We start from the raw sequence: 18826 nt of genomic DNA on the forward strand, positions 1-18826 counted from the left end.
ACAATGGATTCCACCCGACTACTACGACCGGCACCGCCGCCCCCGCACCAACCAGTTCCACCACCCAGGTGAATACCTGACACCGAACGAGCCGCCGGGCTCGGCCTCGGATACGCCGCCATGACGAGTGGTCGCGACTCACGTGTGCGCCGCCGCAGACGAACTCCCCGACCAGCCAGGCCTCATCACGCCCCAGACGGCCAACGAACGCTCACTGGGACTCGCGATCCGCCTAGGATTCCAGCCGGTCAGCAACTTCGAATGGTTCGACGCCCAGCAGACCCTGTGCCTGGCTGGCCTGCATTCGTTCAACACCTGAACGACAGGTGATGCGGTCACCGAGACCCTGGATGGCGCCTTCGCCCGCGAGTTCGGCTCCGCAGGAGAATAATCGCCCTGTGGGACAGGCCCCTCGTGAACTCGATCCACGAACGTCCGCCGCAGCGGCCTTCGGTGCCGAATTGCGCGATCGGCGCGTTCAGTCGAATCGATCATTGCGAGAACTCGGACAGCTTGTCCTTGTCAGCGGCGATCTGCTCGGAAAGATCGAGAAGGGGCAACGTCGACCTCACTCGGACCTGGTGGAACGTCTCGACGCCGTTCTCGAGACTCGGGGCGAATTGAAACGCCTCGCGGCGTTGTTCGTCGACTTCCGAGTCACCAAAAGTCTGGTGGCGGTACCCCTCTCGCCAGACGCAGCTGTGGAGCAGATACGGAATCTGATCATGGAGGTCCGCGCTGCTGACCACGGCATGACAGCGGATCGCCTACGTGAAGTTGTCGGTCATGCCGAAGCCGCCGAGGCGGTCGTATCGAAAGTAGCTCCGGCTCAACGGAAACCGCTATTGCGGATTGTGGCGGAGGCGTATCAGCTCGCGGGTTGGATGCTGTTCGACCAGGGTCACGTGGCCGGTGCAGAGCGCACGTTCAGTAGGGCAAAGTCCGCCGCCGAACGCGCGGGCGCTCTGGATCTTGTTGCCTATATCGGAGGCCCGAACGCGGGGTTCATGAGCACCTGGGGCGGTGATCCCACATTGGGCGCGGAGCGGGCGTATGGCTCGCTGGCCTGGGCGAAGCGCAGTAGCAACCGACGCCTGACGGCTTTTGTCGCGACTATCGCTGCCCGCGCACATGCGCGGATGGGCGAGGCAGAGCTGTGTGTGCAGATGCTAGCCGACGCGGAGACCGAGCTCGAACGCCATCGGGCCGAGGAGCCGGACCCGAATTGGCTGGCGGTATTCGACGAGGCGGCCTTGGCCGGGCATCGGGGTTCGTGTTGGCTCGATCTGGGAAACCCCCGCCAGGCTGCGGAGTTATTGCGGGAACAGGAGTCCACAAGCCCAATCATGTTCGTACGCAACAAGATTATCTGGCAGCTCGAGTACGCAGAAGCGAAATTCCGACTGGGCGACATCGAAGCTGCGGTCGTCAGCCTCGAGCAAACGCTCGATTATGCGGAACCGGGGCCGATCACTCCTCGGGTGATTCGGATGTTCCGTTCAATCGATATGAAGATGCGGGCGGAGGCTCGCGACGTCGCTGTCACGGCCACTCGAGAGCGGCTCCACGAGTTCATCGCGGGGCGCGCGTGAGTGGGTAAGTTGCCCACCGCAATTCGATGCCGTCCGTGGAGCTGGTGAGAATCAGCGACTCTCCCTGCAGACGGCCAGCGACCGCCCGGAAGCGTCCAGGTGCTTCCACGCTGAACCGTGTATCGCTGGTCGCGGGATTGGAGGCGAGGCAGGCGTGCAGACCATCACGGCGCCACTGGAGCACTGTTTCGTCGGATTCGGACCACCAGCTGCCAAGGATCGCTCGCACGTCATCCGGGCACGGCAGCGCGGGCTCCCAGGCTGGCTCGGTGGGCACGGATCGAGCAGCGATCGCTTCCACGGCTATCCGAGTGGTGAGCTCATTGAGCGCGATGCCACGTGTCGCGTTGGTGAGGGCGACCACAGCGGTACCGCTGTCTCTGTCGATGCTCAGGGCGGATTGGAAGCCCGGCATAGCGCCGGTGTGACCAGCTAGGACACGGTCGGCGCGCTGTTCGAGGATCAGCCCCAAGCCCCAGCCTCGTTTCCATGTGCGGGTATCGACCATGACCTGCAAGGTATGCATTGCGTTGATCACCTCGGGCGGCACAATGTCCGGTTCGCCACCGCACAGAGTGTGCCCCCAGCGCAGTAAATCTCCTGGCGTGGACCATAATTGGCCACCCATACCGACTGCGCCTTGATCCATGACGGGCTCGCGATGGACAGCGTCAGCGTACGGATCGAGGCGATACCCGACGACGGCATTTCGGGGTGTACCCCAGCTCGTGCGGGTCAATTCCAAAGGCGCGAGCAGCATCTGGTCGATCGCGGTTTCGCAGGGTTGTCCGGTGACATGTTCGATGATCTGTCCGATGACGGCATAACCCAGGTTGGAGTAGTGCCATCTCTGCCCCGGTGCGGCGACTGTTTCCACACGATCGAAAGCGTCCAGAAGCTCGGTGACCGACGGTCCCTGCATGCTCTCCCACATGTCGACGGGGGCTTCCCGTTGCAGACCGCTGGTGTGCGAGAGCAACATTCGGAGCGGGAGGTGTCCGAATGATGTGCCGGTCAGGTATCGGCCGATCGGGGCTTCGAGATCCAGATCGCCACGTGCGCACAACAACAAAGTCAGCGCTGCGGTAAAGGTCTTGGTAATCGAGCCGATCCGGTAGCTGTTCTCGCCGCTGGCGTGCACACGGTTCTCGATATCAGCGAAGCCCGCCGACGCCTCCGCGAGCAGTACGCCACCCACACCGACCGCGACAGTCAGACTGGGCAATCGCCCGACGCCCTGTTCACGGGCTACATAAGCCGCCACCGTCGACTGGAGGTCGGTGTCCATAGGCCCCTCTCCGTCCCTGATCTCAGCATCCCATACAGCGTTGATCGGCCTGATGCAGACAAATTCTTTGTCCGCATCATTCCCCTTCCCGCGAATGTCCCTCCCGGACACGCTGGACACAACGCCCGATGAGATTCCGGGGACTGGCTGTGTAGCAGCGAGAGGAAACATCAACATGACGAGACCGCGCGCGGTCGGATATCTGCGCCGCGACATCTCCGGTGTTCGTAAGGACTGGGATGAGAATCAAGTGCGCAGCCTTGCAGCCAAGTTCGGATATGACCTGTGCAAGATTTTCGTGTTCGGATCGAACACCGACCAACCGCTACATCGACTGCGGATCGCCGTAGAGCGCACACATGCCGACGCGGTGGTCGTGCCCAGCGTGGACCACTTCGCCGGCGGCCAGATCCCGACAGAGCTGCAAGCCGTCGCCACCATCATCACTGTTTCGCCGGAGCAGTCACTTCCCCGCAGCACCGCGCGTTGGGAGCTGAAACCTTGAACAGCTACATCAGTCACGATGCGCCCTGCTACCCGGTGAAAAACCTAGAGCAAGCGAGGCGGGGCAGATACCTGCACGAGGAGTGTCCCGACGCCTGCGACGCGAAGCACTACTACACAGCCCTGGTTCCGCAGCTGGAACGCCGCTCGGACAGAGCTGGATGGAATATTTGGACCACTCGGCAATGAATAAACTTCCTCTCGGACCTCGCGATCGGGCTAGATCAAGTTCGGGTAGTTGAGTTATCGACGCCGCGACCATGCTAACGCCGGCATCAGTCCATCTTCGTTCCCTGGATCACCCGCCTCGCCGAGCCTGCGTCGTCCTGGGTTACCGGCGAGATAATCGTCATCGACGGCGGCAGCGTGCTGATTCTGATACGCACCGCGCGTCGCCCCCGGCCTTCTTCGGTAGAGCTACAGATGCAGTCGTAGGTGCGGAGGGCGATCTTCGTCCGGCCGAGCTTATGGCCTTGTCACGTACGGTGTGATGTTGTGACGGAGGACGAGTCCGGTGAGCGGTGACCGTTTCACGTCGCGGGGTGGGTTCATCCGGCGAGTGCTGTTGCCACCAGACGGCCTGTCCGACCACTACCCGTTCACCCTGCCCGCTGTGCGGTACCTGGCCGACTCTGGTGGCATGGTGCTTCCGCCCGGAGTCACATTCCTGGTGGGAGAGAACGGCTCCGGTAAGTCGACCCTGCTCGAGGCGATCGCGGTCGCGGCGGGATTCAATCCGGAGGGCGGCAGCCGCAATTTCCGATTCGCCACCCGCGCCAGCGAGTCGTCACTGGGTGATCATCTGGTCCTGCACCGGAGTACCAGCAAGCCGCGCTCCGGATTCTTCCTGCGCGCCGAGTCGTACTACAACGTGGCGTCGGAGATCGAACGACTCGACCGGGCGGGCGGTCCGCCGCTATTACCCGCCTACGGCGGCGTCTCGCCGCACGAACGCTCCCACGGTGAATCATTCGTCGACCTGCTGACCCATCGCTTCGGGCCGCGGGGCCTGTATCTGCTGGACGAGCCGGAGGCAGCGCTGTCGGTTCGTGGATGCATGGCCGTGCTCGCGCGCTTGGCCGAACTCACCGACCAGGGATGCCAGATCATTGTGGCCACCCATTCCCCGATCCTGCTCGCGCTGCCGGGTGCGGCCATCCTCGAGATCGCCGACGACGGCAGCATCGGCGCGGTGAACTACGACCAGGCACTGCCGGTCCGGCTCACTCGCGACTTCCTCGCCGCCCCCGACAAGTTCCTGCGGTACCTGTTGAGCGACGATGATGACGAGCCCGGCGCGCGCTGACACGCACATCCGACCGCACAGCACCGACGGGGCTATCGGCTATCTGCCGGGCCGACGGCCCAGGTAGGCGGCCAGCCGGATGTAGGCGTCGGCGTCGGCGGACACCGCGATGGCCGGACCGAATGGCCCCTGTCCGCTGCGTGTTTCCGGCGGGGCGAACTTCGGGAACGCATCCAACGCCCGTACGGCAAGGTCCGGGTCCAGTTCGCTGAGCCGTCCGGTGGCATGGGCGAGGTCCCAGGCATGCGCCGTGAACTCATGGGTGTACGCGTCCAGGGCGACGCGGCCGGGCAGGGTTGCCCACGGCAGGGTGACCATGCGGTCGAGCATCTCGTCGGCGGCCCAGACTCGCTCGACGTCGCTGCGCGCCTTGGTGAATGCGTCGGCCCAGTCGGTGTCGGCGATGCCGTCGATCACGTCGGCGATCTCCCGTGCGTCCCCTCCGGCCCCGACCCTGGCAATCTTGTACAGCACCGAGATCATGTGTCCGAGCAGCGCGCGTACGTCGTAGTCGGCGCAGGGTGTGCTGTTGCCGAGTTCGTCGGGACGCACCGCTTCGACCTGCTTCTCGGCTTGATCCACCGCCCGGGCGAAGACTGGGCGCGGATCGTCAACTGGCGGTGTGGTCGTCATGATGGCGACCTTAGAAGGGTGCACCGACACCGGAACCACCCGCGAGCACGGCTGGGGAGCATGGAGCCCTACCTCGATTCGGCGTACCCGCTCGGGCGTCATGGTTTGCCTGTTCGTGTCTGTAAAATGTACGCAGCCAAGCATTTTCGGGGGTGAATAATGCACGCAGGCTTTCAGGCCATCCTTGCGATCGCCGTCGGACTGGTGATACTCACAGGGGTGGTGCGCGAGGTGACCGCCTGGTTGCGGATGCGGCGACGGCTGCGTCGCACCACGGCGGTGGTAGTCGGGACACAGCAGTGGGGAGCGGCGGATCCCGGAGTGACGGCCCGGTCGGGTGTTTTCGAGTTCGTCACCGACCGTGGTGAGCGGGTGCGGGCGAGCAGTTCGTTCTACGCGGGACGCGGGCCGCGGGTAGGCCGGACGCTCGGGATCGTTTACGACCCGGAGAATCCGTGGGGATACGCCGAACGCACCGGCGTGCACGGCGCGAAACTCGCTCTCGCACCAGCACTTACGGTGCTCGGAGTTTTCATTCTGACCGAGGGAGTACGCTACCTACTCTGAATTGCGAACCGGCTATGGCCACCGGCAGCTTCAACGCCTCGCGTTGTGGGATCGGCGATTTCAGCCTGAGCTGCATGATGGGCTGGTCCGAATCGTCACCAGGGCAGTGGGCCGTCCTCGCTGAAGAATCCACCGGTCGGTCCGTCCGCGCCGACAGTCGCCAGCCGCACCAGGACCGCGGCGCCCTGCGCGATCGTCAGGAATCCGGTGTGATTGTTGCTGTCGGTGTCGACGTAGCCGGGGGCTACGGCATTGACAAGGATGCTCTCCTTGCGTAATTCGTTGGCGTACTGCACGGTCAGCGCGGTGAGCGCGGCTTTGGACGGGGTGTATGCAGCCGAGGGCAGCAGCCCGGCGAAGGGGCCGTTCGGATCGCTGACGAGGGTCACCGACGCGGCGTGGCTGGCGACATTGACGATGCGCGGCGACGGTGACCGCACCAGCAGCGGTAGCAGGGCATTGGATGGAAGTTGAACGATCGCTAGACGCCTCGAGCGCCCCCCCTGTGACAGCACGGCACTGTGACACATGCCACTGATCAGCGGCGTCGCAAGACGGTCGGACAGCGCGCCCAGCCCTGAGCAGATACCGCGTGCGGTAGCAAGCCCGGCAGTGCCGAATCGGATACAGTGACACTAGGAGCATCGAAATCAGCTGTGGCACAATCGATCCAGACTTTTCTAGCCGGGGGATCGCCGCTTTGACCGGCGCGCTATGCTGCGGTCGTGGGAATGGTTCCGAATACCGACGGCTGGCTGGAAGACACGCGGGCGTCGTACAACACCGTCGCGGCCAGTTACGCAGAACTGACGCGTCACCTCCTGGATGAATCGCCCGAAGAGCGTGCTGCCCTATCGCTATTCGCCGATCTGGTGCGTGTCCAGGGCGGCGGGCCGGTCGCGGACGTGGGATGTGGGACGGGCAGGATCACGGCTCACCTGAGTCGACTGGGCGTGGACGTGTTCGGAATCGACCTGTCGCCCAGCATGATCGAGGTAGCTCGGCGTGATTTCCCCGATCTCCGATTCGACCTCGGATCCATGACGAACCTCGCGCTAGCGGACGCCTCGATGTCGGGACTGGTCGCGTGGTACTCGCTGATCCACATCCCGGATGATGAGATCGGTTCGGTGCTCGCGCATTTCCAGCGAGTGCTTCGCCCCGGCGGGCCACTGTTGGTCGGCTTCCACGTCGGAGACGAGTCGCACTTGATGACGCGGGGCTACGGCGGGCATGCAATGAACCTCTACGTCCATCGTCGCCAGCTCAGCCATATGTGTGCGTGGCTCGAGGCATCCGGCTTCGCCATCGAGGCATCCAGAACTCTCACCTCAGCCGAAAGCCAGCTGGGGGGAATCATTCTCGCGCGCCGTCAGGTCGGCGATCCCGAAAGCTGATCTCGCCGTACACGACACTCATGCCCGGCTGTTCAGTTCCCGTAGGTCTCGCATGGCTCGGGCCCTCAGCACGTCGACCTCACAGCCCGGCGAGGTCGGGTCGAAGCCGTGCTCGACCAACCAGCGGACCCCCAGCAGGCTGCGCAGTGACCACCAGGCGCGGATCACGTCGAGGTCGACGTCGGTGCCGTAGCCCGCGATAACGTCGCCGAGACGCTCCTGATGTCCGAGCGTCAAGGTGGCGAGGTCGAACAGGGCATCGCCCGGGGCCGCCTCGGACCAGTCGATCACGCCGGTGATCTCGTCACCGTCGACGAACACATGGGAGAGTTGCAGGTCACCGTGCGTGAACACCGGTTGCCACGGCCGGAGCGCGGCCTCGGCAACCCGGCGGTTGTGCATGACCACCTCGGGAGGAAGCACGCCGTTCGTGACGAGCCACGCGCATTCGCTGTCGAGCTGGGATGTCGTCTCGTCAAGGCTGCGGCCAGACCACGGCGGCAGTGGCGCGTCGTGCAGCACCCGTAGGGCGGCACCCGCCGCGACCCACGCCCCCGCCGATGCGGTCGACGGTTCGCCGAGGCGGCCGAGTGCCGTCCCGGGTAGCGCGGCGAGCGCGACCACGGGCGGCTTGCGCCACAGCACCTCCGGAGTCGGGATCGGCGCCCTGGCCATCGCCTCGACCTCGATGTCGGTGCGCGCCTGATCAGCGTCGATCTTTAGAAATACGTCACCGACGCGCAAGGTCGCGCGCTCGTGATGGGCGACGACAACCTCGACTTCCTCCACGTCGGTCATTATCGCGAGGATGAGCGCCAACGTCGCCGGGATTGATCGCGGGCAAATGTCCGGTGGGGCTCCGCGAATCCGCGAGTTCTTGCGCGATCCAGGCCGGACGGTGTCGACCGCCACGACCTCACCGCGAACTCTGCTGGCCGACCGACACCGCGACCGAGTGACACGCGGATGGTGCGGGTGCGGTAATCAGTGATTCGCGGCTACGTTGGCCGTTGTGTCCGAGCGAGAAGGTGTGGCCGAGCAAGAGGATCGTGAATCCGAGCGGGAAGACCGGTCCGATCGAGGTTCCGGCTCGGCCATGGTGCCGAGCTGGTTGCCGCGTGCCTATTTACTGGCGGCGGTGACGGTTGGCGGGTTGTTCCTCGCCTTCTGGACGCTGACGGAGCTGAAGGGGCTGCTAACAATACTGGTGGTCTCGCTGTTTCTGGCGTTCGCCATCGAACCGGCGGTGAACTGGCTGGCGGCGCGGGGGTGGCGGCGCGGGCCCGCTACCGGGGTGGTGTTTCTGGGCATTGTCGTAGTGGCGGTCAGCTTCATCTGGACGCTCGGTGAGCTGGTGGTGGATCAGGTTTCGGCGCTGGTGGACAATGCGCCGCGGTATGCCGATGATGTTGTGAGCTGGATCAATTCGACGTTCGACACCGACTATTCGGGCACCGATATCCAGAACAAGGCCGCCGAGATGAGCTCCTCGTTGGAGGGGTACGTCGTTGGGCTCGCGGGTGATGTGTGGGGTATCGGCACCACCGCGCTCGGGGTGCTCTTCCAGGCGCTGGGTGTGCTGCTGTTCACCTACTACTTCGCCGCCGACGGTCCGCGTTTCCGTCATGCGGTCTGCTCACTGCTGCCGCCGCACCGTCAGAAGCATGTATTGCGGGCCTGGGATATCGCCGTCGAGAAGACCGGCGGATACCTGTATTCCCGTGCACTGCTTGCCCTCTGCGCGACAATCGCGCACTACGCGGCCATGCGGGTGCTCGATCTGCCGTCGGCGTTCGCGTTGGCACTGTTCGTGGGTGTGGTGTCGCAGTTCATTCCGACGGTCGGCACCTATATCGCGGGCGCGCTGCCGGTGATCGTGGCGCTCGGCCAGAGCCCGCGCACCGCGCTGTGGATACTGCTGTTCATCGTGCTCTACCAGCAGTTCGAAAACTATGTGCTGCAACCACGTATCACCGCCTCGACGCTGGATATGCATCCCGCCGTGGCCTTCGGTGCGGTACTGGCGGGCGCGGCGCTATTCGGCGCGACCGGTGCGCTCTTGGCAATACCGGTGACGGCGACAGGGCAGGCATTCATCGGGGCCTACATCCGCCGCTACGAGGTGCACGAGCCAACCATATCCACGAACCCCGCTCGTCCACAGCGCAAGCCGTTGCGCGAGCTCTTCATGAAGAAGCGGCAAAAGTAGCAATACCCGGTCCAGAAGTGTCGGCGCGGATACACAACGGCTGTGCACGCGCCGACAGACCGGAGCGCCCCGAGACCGGAACATTGTGTGCACCGACGGAGCCACCACCGGAACCGTCACCGAAGAGATCGGAGCACCAATGTCCCTCCTCGCCAAACGAATCACCATTGCTCTCGCCGCGGCCGCCCTCACCTCCGGGATGGGTGTCGCCACCGCCGGTGTCGCCGCCGCCGACAATGGCCGCGGCTACGAGTACTACTGCGACAAGAACAGCCACGGCTACGACTGGAACTACTGCTGGAAGCACTACAGCGACCGCTGGAACCGGGATCACAAGAACAACAACCGGAACCATGACAACAACCGCAGCGGCAAACACGGCAGCAATAGCCACGGCGGCAGCAAGCACGGCGGCGGAAAACACGGCGGCAACCACGGCAGCGGTAACCACGGCAACCGCGGCTGGTAGCCCGCCCAGCAGACCACGGCCGTGACCCCACGGACGGCCGAGCCTATGAATCCGAAGCCGGCTCAGCCGAGAACCATAGAGACGTCCCCGCCGACGAACCTGACGACGGCCGCGTCAACCGTGTCGACCAGGGGCCGAACCGGTGCCGTCACCGCCGACGGCACCACGAACAGCGGTGTGGCAGTAGCGAAGCCGACGGCAGCGTAGCCGTCGGTCGCCCAATGATTGTGCCTCGACGCTACTGCCTACCCGACTCGCGCAAGGCTTTCTTGGCCGCATCCTGCACCTTGTCGACATGTTCGGCGTACTTACCCGCCGTCTTCTGGTCGACCATATCCCCGACCTTGTCCACCGCCGGCTCCAACTTGTCGGCATGCTGCGCCGCCAGATCAGCAGCCTTCCCCGCCGCATTCTTCACATTGTCGAACAAACCCACAGCCGACCTCCTGAACTCGAATCACTTGCGCGGTCAGGCTAACCCGGCAGCCCCAGCACACTGCGGACCACCCACGGCCCGTCGACCTGTGACAAGATCGACTTGACCTCGAGTTACATCGAGGTTCTAGATTCGCGATATGACCGCCGAACCCCTGCACCTGTTGGCACAGTACGAAAACGCGTTCAACACCAATGACGCCGACGCCATGAACGCTCTCTTCTGGGACGACTGCACCTTCGTCAACTTCAGCGGCGCACTGGTCACCGACCGCTCCGAACTACTTGCCAAGCAGCGCTTCGTCTTCGCCGCAGGCGGGCCCCTGCACAACATCAGCGTCCGATACGGCCATGAGGCGACCGTCCCACTCGCCCCCACGGTGGTACAGATAGTGGCGCGGCAGCGCACCCGAGACGGCATCGATCCGATGCACGGAGTCCTCATCCTGACCGCCGAGAAACGCAATACCGAATGGCGAATCCGCCTCGGCCAAAACACCCCGGTCAGCACCGGCTAACGAGTTTCTCCACGCGATGTCGCCTGCCGCCCCCGCCATGACGAGAGAGTGGGCGACAGCACGGGCTCGAGCTCAGTAGGACCGAACAAAGCAAGCGGCGCACGGACTCGAAAGTCCGTGCGCCGACCAGCTTTACGCGCGACGGGCTACGTACTCTTCTCCGCGGCTTCCGCGCGACGACGCACGCGGCGGGCCGCGGCGACCATATTGCGCAGCGACGGGTCGAGCTGCCAGTGGTGGCGGGTCTTCAAACCACCGTCCGGGTTGGCCCAAAGGCGCTGTGGCGTAACGGCTTCCGCCGCTGCGGTCAGCAGTTTATCCAGTTCGTCGATATCCGGGATGCGGGCGGAACGACTTTCGTACACGCCGGGGCCGACACCGTGTGAGAGGCCGACGCCTTCGGCGCAGTCGTCCTTGAGGGAGTTGAGCACCCATTCGATGGAACGGGTGGCGACGATGGCGGTGACGTCGGCGTCGAGTTCCTCGATGGCCTTCACCACGTCCTCGCGGCTGGAATAGCCGATGTGCGTGTGGATTTGAGTGTCGGCCTTGACTCCGGAGGTGGCCAGCTTGAAGGCGCCGACCGCCCAGCGCAGGTATTCGGGGCGGCCCTTCGGGCGCAGGGGCAGCAGTTCGCGGATGGACGGCTCGTCCACCTGGATGATGGCGATGCCCGCCTTCTCCAGATCCACCACTTCGTCCCGAATGGCGAGCGCCACTTGGTCGGCCGTATCGAACAGCGGCTGGTCCTGGCGCACGAACGAACGCGCCAGCATGGTGACGGGGCCGGTGACAATGCCCTTGACCGGCTTATCGGTCAGTGACTGCGCGTAGGTGGCCCACTCCACCGACATCGCCTTCGGCCGCTCCACATCGCCGTACAGGATCGGCGGTCGCACGCAACGGGATCCGTACACCTGCACCCAACCGAAGTGGGTGGTCGCGAAGCCATCGAGGAGCTCCGCGAAGTACTGGATCATGTCGTTGCGCTCGTGCTCACCGTGCACCAGCACATCGAGGCCGATGTCCTCCTGCAGGCGGATGGTGGACTCGATCTCGGCTTCGATGCGCTTGCGGTACTCCTCGTAGGACAGTCGTCCCTGGCTGAGGTCGTAACGCGCCTGGCGAATCGCGGTGGTCTGCGGGAAGGAACCGAGCGTGGTGGCGGGCACCAGCGGCAGATTCAGTCGCTCCTGCTGCGCGACCTTGCGCACCTCGTACGGTTCGCGTTCGCGCATCTGGTCGGTGATGTTGTACACCCGGTGCCGCACGGCGTGCTTCTGCTTGAAGTGCACCGACGTCGGCCGCTTGCGCCACTTCTCCGAGGGACCCTCGGTGAGCGCCTTGGCCAGCGAAACCACCTCCAGGACCTTCTGTTTCGCGAAGGCGAGGCGGTCGGCGACATGCTCTTCGAGGTCGTATTCGACCAGGAGGTCCTGGGGCACGTGCAGCAGCGTGGTGCCGGTGGAGACGACCAGATCGGGGCAGACCTTCGACAGCGCGTTCAGGTAGTCGAGGGTGAAATGGCGGTCCGCGCGCCACACATTGGTGCCGCTGATGACCCCGGCGTAGAGCCGCTTGCGGCCGATGCCCGGAATCTGCGCCAGCTCATCCGGATGGATCCGGTGATTGGCCAGGTCGAGACCGATGGCCTCCACCTTGGTGCGGGCCAGAATCTCCAGCGCCTCACCGAAGTCGCCGTACTGTCCGGTGACGAGCAGTCGCGGACGCATCGCGGAGGTGGACAACCGCTGGTAGGTCTTCTCGAACAGTTCCAGCGTCGACGGCGAGCGCTCACTGGTGAAGCACGGCTCATCCAACTGCACGCAGGTCGCCCCGCGCTTGGCCAGCGCCTCGAACAGTTCCTCGTAGACCGGCAGCAGCTTGTCGAGCAGCACCAGCTTGTCGAATTCGGTCTCACCGGGCACATGTCCGGTCTTCGACAGCAGCAGCAGCGACAGCGGGCCGAGGACGACGGGCCGCAGTTCGATGCCTTCGGCCTTGGCGCGATCGAATTCGTCGAGCAGCGCCTCGGGGTGCAGTGAGAATTCGGTGTCGGCGTCCAGTTCGGGCTGCCGGTAGTGATACGGGGTATTGAACAGCCGCACCAGTTCCAGCGGCGGCAGATCGGGCCGCCCACGCGCCATGAGGAAGTAGAAGTCGAGCGGATGCAGACCCTCGCGCTCCGCCTCGAACCGCTTCGGCACCGCGCCGAACAGCAGCGCGTTGTCGAGAATGTGGTCGTAGAAGGAGAAGGTGTTTCCGGGCACCTGGGTGAGCCCGGTAGCGGCCAACTCGAGGTATTGGGATTCCTGGATCTCCCGGCCGACTGCGATCAGTTCATCGCGAGACAGCGTGCCGTGCCAGTAGGACTCCAAGGCGCGCTTGAGCTCCCGGTGCGGACCGATGCGGGGATAACCAAGGATGCTCGATCCGAAGCCGTCGGCAACGTTGACCATGAGCGGGACACTCCTTCCGAGCTGCGGACTCCCCCGCCTCTCCGCGTATTCAGCGCCCAGCTTAGAGCCGTCGTCAGTTATGCACGCGTGCCGGCGGTCGAGTTCGAACCCTATTTTGGGCGTACCCGGCGAGTTACCCAGCCCTTACGAGATCAGTTGTCGCCTTTTCGCGACCAAGATCCAGACTGCGCGACTGCGCCGAGTTGCCCGGGATGTTTCAAGGACCTCAGCGGTTTACTGGCAGAAATCGGTGCCCGACCCTGTCCGCCGGCACACGTGCACGACGGCTCCAGCCGTGCGCTAATTACGCGGAGCGGCGGAAGAGTACTGGTAGAAGCCCGTTCCGGCCTTCTTGCCCAGCAGACCCGCCTCGACCATGCGCATGAGCAGCGGCGGCGCGCTGTACAGCGGCTCCTTGAACTCGGCGTACATGGAGTCGGCGATGGACTTCACCGTGTCGAGGCCGACCAGGTCGGTCAGGGCGAGCGGGCCCATCGGGTGGGCACAGCCCAGCACCATGGCCTTGTCGACATCTTCCTTGGTGGCGAAACCGGATTCGACCATGCGAATGGCCGAGAGCAGGTACGGCACCAGCAGCGCGTTGACCACGAAGCCGGAGCGGTCGGCGGAGCGCACGACCTGCTTGCCCAGCACATCGGAGGCGAAGGCCTCGGCGCGCTTGGAGACCGATTCGCTGGTCTTCAGGGTGGTGACCAGCTCGACGAGCGGCAGCACCGGCACCGGGTTGAAGAAGTGCATGCCCACGACCCGCTCGGGGTTATTGGTGGCCACCGCGATCTTCATGATCGGAATGGAGGAGGTGTTGGAGGCCAGCACCGCATTCGGGTCGGTGACGACCTTGTCGAGCTCGGAGAAGATGGCGGTCTTCACATCTTCGTTCTCCAGCACGGCCTCGACGACCAGTTGACGGTCGGCGAAGTCGGCGAGGTCGGAGGTGAAGCGCAGTCGCCAGGCGGTCTGTTCACGCTCGCGCTCGGTGATCTTGCCGCTGGACACGGCGCGATCGAGGGACCGCAGGATGCGGGCACGGCCGGCGGCGGCCAATTCCCGGGTCTGTTCGAACACGAGCACATCGACATGCGCCCGGGCGCAAACCTCTGCGATGCCCGCGCCCATCTGTCCGGCGCCGATAATTCCAACGCGCTGAATCTTTTCGCTGCTCACGGTCGCACTCCTGCTGTTGTTGGCCGTCGTGGCTATGGGTGAAGGCGCTGTGCCGCCTCTCCGAGTACTCAGCGCCCGGCTTAGAGCCGTTCACCGTCGTGCACGCGTGGCGGCGGTTGGGTACCGAACCAATTTTGGGCGTACCCGGGGAGTTACCCCGAACCTTCCGAAATCAGTTGCCACTTTCCGATTTAAAACTATATGAAACGGCCCTCCCCGCCGGGGCTGTCGACGGGAAGGGCTGGAGAACGTCCGTCGAGAGTCCTGCAAATCTCGACAGAGTTCCGAGGTCCCGGGGCGGCCGATGCTGTGATGCGACTGCCGCCCCGGGGAGCCCTCAGAATCTGTTGTCACCGAACGCGACAACTGATTTCGTGAGGACGGGGTAACTCCGGGGGTACGCCCAAAGTTGGTTCTGCACCTGACCGCACCACGCGTGCATGACTGAGAACGGATCTCAGCTGCGCGCTGAAGTCGCGGAGAGGCGGACTAGCTCAGTGGAACTGGCCCTCTTCGGTCGAGCCCTTCAGCGCAGCGGTGCTGGTGTTGGGGTCAACGGTGGTGGCGATGGTGTCGAAGTAGCCGGCGCCGACCTCACGCTGGTGCTTGACGGCGGTGAAGCCACGCTCGGCGGCGGCCTTGAACTCGCGCTCCTGCAGGTCGACGAAGGCGGTCATGCCCTCGCGGGCGTAGCCGTGCGCCAGGTCGAACATGCCGTAGTTGAGCGAGTGGAAGCCGGCCAGGGTGATGAACTGGAACTTGAAGCCCATCGCGCCGAGCTCACGCTGGAACTTCGCGATGGTCGCGTCGTCCAGGTGCGCCTTCCAGTTGAACGAAGGCGAGCAGTTGTAGGCCAGCAGCTGGTCCGGGAACTCGCTGCGGACGGCCTCGGCGAACTTGCGCGCGACCTCGAGGTCCGGCACGCCGGTCTCCATCCAGATGAGGTCGGAGTACGGGGCGTAGGCCTTGGCACGCGCGATGCAGGGCTCGATGCCGTTCTTCACGCCGAAGAAGCCCTCGGCGGTACGGGTGCCGTCCAGGAACTCGCGGTCGCGCTCGTCCACATCGGAGGTGATCAGGGTGGCGGCCTCGGCGTCGGTGCGCGCGATGATGACCGACGGGACACCGGCGACGTCGGCCGCGAGGCGAGCCGAGGTCAGGGTGCGGATGTGCTGCTGGGTCGGGATCAGCACCTTGCCACCGAGGTGGCCGCACTTCTTCTCCGAGGCGAGCTGGTCTTCCCAGTGCACGCCCGCGGCGCCGGCCGCGATCATGGCCTTCTGCAGCTCGTAGGCGTTCAGGGCGCCACCGAAACCGGCTTCGGCGTCGGCGACGATCGGGGCCAGCCAGTTGGCGACGGAGGTGTCACCCTCGACCTTGGCGATCTCGTCGGCGCGCAGCAGCGCGTTGTTGATGCGGCGAACCACGGACGGAACCGAGTTGGCCGGGTACAGCGACTGGTCCGGGTAGGTGTGGCCGGAGAGGTTCGCATCACCGGCGACCTGCCAACCGGACAGGTAGATGGCCTTCAGACCCGCGCGGACCTGCTGCACGGCCTGGTTGCCGGTGAGGGCGCCCAGGGAGTTGATGTAGTCCTCGTTGTTGACGAGATCCCACAGGATCTCGGCACCACGACGCGCGAGGGTGTGCTCCTCGACGACGTTGCCCTGCAGCTTCACAACCTGCTCGGCGGTGTAGCTGCGGGTGATGCCCTTCCAGCGCGGGTTGGTGTCCCAGTCGTTCTGGATCTCCGCGGCGGTCTTCGGGGTGCCGACAGTCGACATCTGTGACTCCACTTCCTGATTCGGTCTCGGGTGCCCCGGTGGTTCGAACGCTCGCGATGTTCGAACTCTGCTGGAGCGGCAATTTGCAGGCTTGCAAGGTCTGCTGTGGTTACTTCCACACGATGGCACAGGAAAAAATCGCCGTCTACCTGTTGCTAATGCGAATCTCAGCTAGCTTCCGATCACAGTTTGCTAACTCTGCAAAATTTGCGTGCGAATTGCCCGAGGGGAACCTACTTGCCAGTAGCGCTGACCTCGCGTTTTGCATAACGCTCGTACTGTTTGGGTGATCGCAGCCACCGCGAGCCGACACACCAGACCGGCCGACAGTGTGAGGACCTTCACAGGTGAAAACGATCGTCAGGGCTGTGGGGGCGGCCACCTTTTCGAGCGGCGAGGCCCAGCCCTAGGGTGGTCACACGTCCGACTGCGTGATGGAGGTTCCTGTGCGGAGACAGTGGATTGTCACCATGGTATCGACCGTGACTTCGGTCGCGTGCCTGGTGGGGGCACCAATCGCGATAGCCGCACCCGATCCTGGCGATATCGCCGTCGGCACCGTCACCGCCGTCGAACCGCTCGCGCCGGAAGCCGTCCTGCCGGGCTCGGAAAATTCCCAGCGGATCCTGTACCGCAGCACCACCGCCCGCGACGAGCCGACGATTACCAGTGCGGCCGTGTACTTCCCGCCCGGCGACGCACCCGCGGGCGGCTGGCCGGTGATCGCGTGGGCGCACGGCACCATCGGACTCGGCGACCAGAGCGCGTACAGCATCGCCGGACCCGGTGCCCGTGAACGGGACTGGGCCTACCTCGGGACCTGGCTGAAGCAGGGCTATGCCATTGTGGCCGCCGATTACGCCGGCCTCGGCACTCCGGGCGATCACCCGTATCTGAATGGAAAGGTCGAGGCGCACAATGTGGTGGACGCCGTAAAGGCCGCGACCAGGCAGTATTCCTCGCTGGCCAAGAAGTGGGCGGTGGTCGGCCAGTCCCAGGGCGGCGGGGCGGCGGTCACCACCGCGCGCTACGCCACCGAATTCGGTGGACCGGAACTCGATTATCGCGGTGCGGTCGGCACCGGCGTACCCGCGTATATCGAACACATTCTGTTGCCGCTCGGCCCGCATATGCCGCCGATCAAACTCGGCGCGCACACCACGGCATACGTCCTGTACATCCTCAATGGCTTGCGAACCACCTTCCCCGAGCTGAATATCGAGTCATATCTGAATGATTCGGGCCGTGATTGGCTGGCCCGCGCCAATACCTCCACGCTGGAACCGTTCGGCGACGAGTTGACGGCGAGCGGTGTGGTGCTCGGCGACCTGTTCGCGCGACCGCTGGCACAGATCCCGAACCTCCCCACCCTGCTCGCCGGCTACATGGGCATGCCCGAATCCGGCTACGACAAGCCGGTTTTCCTCGGCCACGGACTCCAGGACACCGATGTACTCACCCCACTGACGCTGACCTTCGCCGCGAAAATGCAGGCCACCGGCCAACCGGTGACGCTGCGGACCTACCCGACCGATCACAGCGGGGCGGTCAATGCGTCGCTGGTCGACTCGGTCCCATTCGTGCGCGACCTCTTCGACTGAGCCGAGCGGCCGGCGTTCAGCCCGGTAGCCCGGTACCCGTGGTCATTCCGCAGAACGGCTCGCACTTCGCCGTGACCTGCACGGCCTGCGAGGTCGCCGGGAACGGTTCGGTCGAGCTGGTGTCGCCGCACTTGGTGACGACGAGCAGCATGATCACGATGGCGAATCCCAGGACGGCGATGAGCAATCCGGCGAACCAGGCCGCATTCGTCCGTGGCAGCGGCAGGATTATCGGCCCGAATCCCATCAGCATCATCGGCTGACCTCGTTTCGCGAGGTGGTGTGGTGGCAGAACCGCGCGGCACCTCCGGATTCGCCGGAATCCGGCCGGGATCGGTTCGGCCGCAGGGAATCCGATTCCTGCCCGCTGGTGCGCAGAGCCAGGAGGCACATGGCGTCGGTAATGGTGAGGCCCAGGACACCGGCGTGTAGCGACGCGATCTCATTGTCGAATTCGCCGTCCGGCCGCAGCAATCCGATCAGGATCATCTCGGCCAGCACCACCCCGGCGATCGCCTGCTCCCGGGTCAGCCGGAGGGCGGTCGGCAGATAGGACAGCACCCACTTGCCGCGGTGCGGTTCGGGCACGTCGATACGGAATGCGGCCTCGTGAGCCACATCGCTGGTGATCAGCCAATCCGAAGCGATAATCGCCATTGATTCATCCTTTGCTCGTACTCGGACCTGTCCCCGATCCGGCCTGAGATCTTCAGATGAACCAATGGTCGCGAAACGACCGCGCGCGTTGAATCTCAGCCATTCGGCAAATTTCTTGGCAGACCGCATGCCCTTGACCAGGGGAAATTTCAGCGGTACCAAGGAAATATTCACAACGGCCGGAGCGGTTTCCGCGTCAGCGGCCACCTGGGGAGGCACGCC

Annotated in this window: 19 protein-coding genes; 9 read left to right on the forward strand and 10 right to left on the reverse strand. The window is 64.5% G+C overall.

The genetic code is table 11. The features are described from left to right. The first annotated feature begins 350 nt into the window (after positions 1-350). Positions 351-1592 carry a helix-turn-helix domain-containing protein gene (locus tag NU1_RS44535; RefSeq protein WP_503826559.1) on the forward strand — a complete coding sequence of 414 codons (1242 nt, stop codon included), beginning with the start codon at positions 351-353 and terminating at the stop codon, positions 1590-1592. Here the strand turns inward: NU1_RS44535 and NU1_RS36260 are convergent. Continuing rightward, positions 1573-2880 carry a serine hydrolase domain-containing protein gene (locus tag NU1_RS36260; protein WP_067528756.1) on the reverse strand — a complete coding sequence of 436 codons (1308 nt, stop codon included), beginning with the start codon at positions 2878-2880 and terminating at the stop codon, positions 1573-1575. The genes NU1_RS44535 and NU1_RS36260 overlap by 20 nt on opposite strands. Before the next feature lie 40 nt (positions 2881-2920). On the opposite strand from NU1_RS36260, the gene NU1_RS36265 reads away from it, so the two are divergent. Continuing rightward, positions 2921-3385, forward strand: a complete 465-nt coding sequence (locus tag NU1_RS36265; protein ID WP_245720473.1) for a recombinase family protein — start codon at positions 2921-2923, stop codon at positions 3383-3385. Positions 3386-3898: 513 nt separating this feature from the next. Next, a complete protein-coding gene (locus NU1_RS36270; protein WP_067528760.1) occupies positions 3899-4690 on the forward strand; it encodes an AAA family ATPase in 792 nt (263 codons plus the stop codon). A gap of 39 nt (positions 4691-4729) precedes the next feature. On the opposite strand, the gene NU1_RS36275 is transcribed toward NU1_RS36270, so the two are convergent. Then, positions 4730-5323, reverse strand: a complete 594-nt coding sequence (locus tag NU1_RS36275; protein WP_067528817.1) for a TIGR03086 family metal-binding protein — start codon at positions 5321-5323, stop codon at positions 4730-4732. A 159-nt stretch (positions 5324-5482) separates the two neighbouring features. Between NU1_RS36275 and NU1_RS36280 the strand changes: the two genes are divergently transcribed. Next, a complete protein-coding gene (locus NU1_RS36280; protein ID WP_067528762.1) occupies positions 5483-5890 on the forward strand; it encodes a DUF3592 domain-containing protein in 408 nt (135 codons plus the stop codon). 95 nt (positions 5891-5985) lie between these two features. Here the strand turns inward: NU1_RS36280 and NU1_RS36285 are convergent, their stop codons facing one another. Next, entirely contained in the window at positions 5986-6420 is a 435-nt protein-coding gene (locus tag NU1_RS36285; protein WP_249384965.1) for an SDR family NAD(P)-dependent oxidoreductase, read from the reverse strand. Positions 6421-6621: 201 nt separating this feature from the next. On the opposite strand from NU1_RS36285, the gene NU1_RS36290 reads away from it, so the two are divergent. After that, the gene (locus tag NU1_RS36290) at positions 6622-7287 is read left to right on the forward strand and encodes a class I SAM-dependent methyltransferase (RefSeq protein WP_067528763.1); all 666 of its coding nucleotides are present in this window, start codon (positions 6622-6624) and stop codon (positions 7285-7287) included. An 18-nt stretch (positions 7288-7305) separates the two neighbouring features. Here the strand turns inward: NU1_RS36290 and NU1_RS36295 are convergent, their stop codons facing one another. Next, positions 7306-8085 carry a phosphotransferase family protein gene (locus NU1_RS36295; protein ID WP_170264336.1) on the reverse strand — a complete coding sequence of 260 codons (780 nt, stop codon included), beginning with the start codon at positions 8083-8085 and terminating at the stop codon, positions 7306-7308. Between the two features lie 214 nt (positions 8086-8299). Between NU1_RS36295 and NU1_RS36300 the strand changes: the two genes are divergently transcribed. Continuing rightward, complete coding sequence (locus tag NU1_RS36300; RefSeq protein ID WP_245720474.1) at positions 8300-9496, forward strand: AI-2E family transporter; 1197 nt, start codon at positions 8300-8302, stop codon at positions 9494-9496. A gap of 139 nt (positions 9497-9635) precedes the next feature. After that, positions 9636-9965 carry a hypothetical protein gene (locus tag NU1_RS36305; protein ID WP_157553483.1) on the forward strand — a complete coding sequence of 110 codons (330 nt, stop codon included), beginning with the start codon at positions 9636-9638 and terminating at the stop codon, positions 9963-9965. A gap of 238 nt (positions 9966-10203) precedes the next feature. Here NU1_RS36305 and NU1_RS36310 read toward each other — a convergent pair whose 3' ends face one another. After that, entirely contained in the window at positions 10204-10401 is a 198-nt protein-coding gene (locus tag NU1_RS36310) for an antitoxin (RefSeq protein WP_067528765.1), read from the reverse strand. A 139-nt stretch (positions 10402-10540) separates the two neighbouring features. Here NU1_RS36310 and NU1_RS36315 point away from each other — a divergent pair, with 139 nt between their 5' ends. Then, positions 10541-10918: an SgcJ/EcaC family oxidoreductase gene (locus NU1_RS36315; RefSeq protein ID WP_067528766.1), complete on the forward strand. Its 378-nt coding sequence runs from the start codon at positions 10541-10543 to the stop codon at positions 10916-10918. A 146-nt stretch (positions 10919-11064) separates the two neighbouring features. Here NU1_RS36315 and metE read toward each other — a convergent pair whose 3' ends face one another. The 3 genes from metE to aceA form a co-directional block, all read right to left on the reverse strand. Further along, positions 11065-13377, reverse strand: coding sequence for a 5-methyltetrahydropteroyltriglutamate--homocysteine S-methyltransferase (gene metE / locus NU1_RS36320; RefSeq protein WP_067528767.1), 2313 nt, complete (start codon positions 13375-13377; stop codon positions 11065-11067). Between the two features lie 300 nt (positions 13378-13677). Then, the gene (locus tag NU1_RS36325; protein ID WP_067528768.1) at positions 13678-14562 is read right to left on the reverse strand and encodes a 3-hydroxybutyryl-CoA dehydrogenase; all 885 of its coding nucleotides are present in this window, start codon (positions 14560-14562) and stop codon (positions 13678-13680) included. A gap of 494 nt (positions 14563-15056) precedes the next feature. Further along, a complete protein-coding gene (gene aceA, locus NU1_RS36330; protein WP_067528820.1) occupies positions 15057-16346 on the reverse strand; it encodes an isocitrate lyase in 1290 nt (429 codons plus the stop codon). A 434-nt stretch (positions 16347-16780) separates the two neighbouring features. Between aceA and NU1_RS36340 the strand changes: the two genes are divergently transcribed. Continuing rightward, the gene (locus tag NU1_RS36340) at positions 16781-17947 is read left to right on the forward strand and encodes an alpha/beta hydrolase family protein (protein ID WP_067528770.1); all 1167 of its coding nucleotides are present in this window, start codon (positions 16781-16783) and stop codon (positions 17945-17947) included. A 16-nt stretch (positions 17948-17963) separates the two neighbouring features. Here the strand turns inward: NU1_RS36340 and NU1_RS36345 are convergent, their stop codons facing one another. Together NU1_RS36345 and NU1_RS36350 are read right to left on the reverse strand one after the other, a co-directional pair. Next, entirely contained in the window at positions 17964-18203 is a 240-nt protein-coding gene (locus NU1_RS36345; protein WP_157553485.1) for a hypothetical protein, read from the reverse strand. After that, a complete protein-coding gene (locus tag NU1_RS36350) occupies positions 18200-18604 on the reverse strand; it encodes a hypothetical protein (RefSeq protein ID WP_157553487.1) in 405 nt (134 codons plus the stop codon). The genes NU1_RS36345 and NU1_RS36350 overlap by 4 nt, the downstream gene beginning before the upstream one ends. Positions 18605-18826 lie beyond the last annotated feature (222 nt).

The organism is Nocardia uniformis NBRC 13702 (genome assembly GCF_001613345.1).
GTDB classification, from domain to species: domain Bacteria; phylum Actinomycetota; class Actinomycetes; order Mycobacteriales; family Mycobacteriaceae; genus Nocardia; species Nocardia uniformis.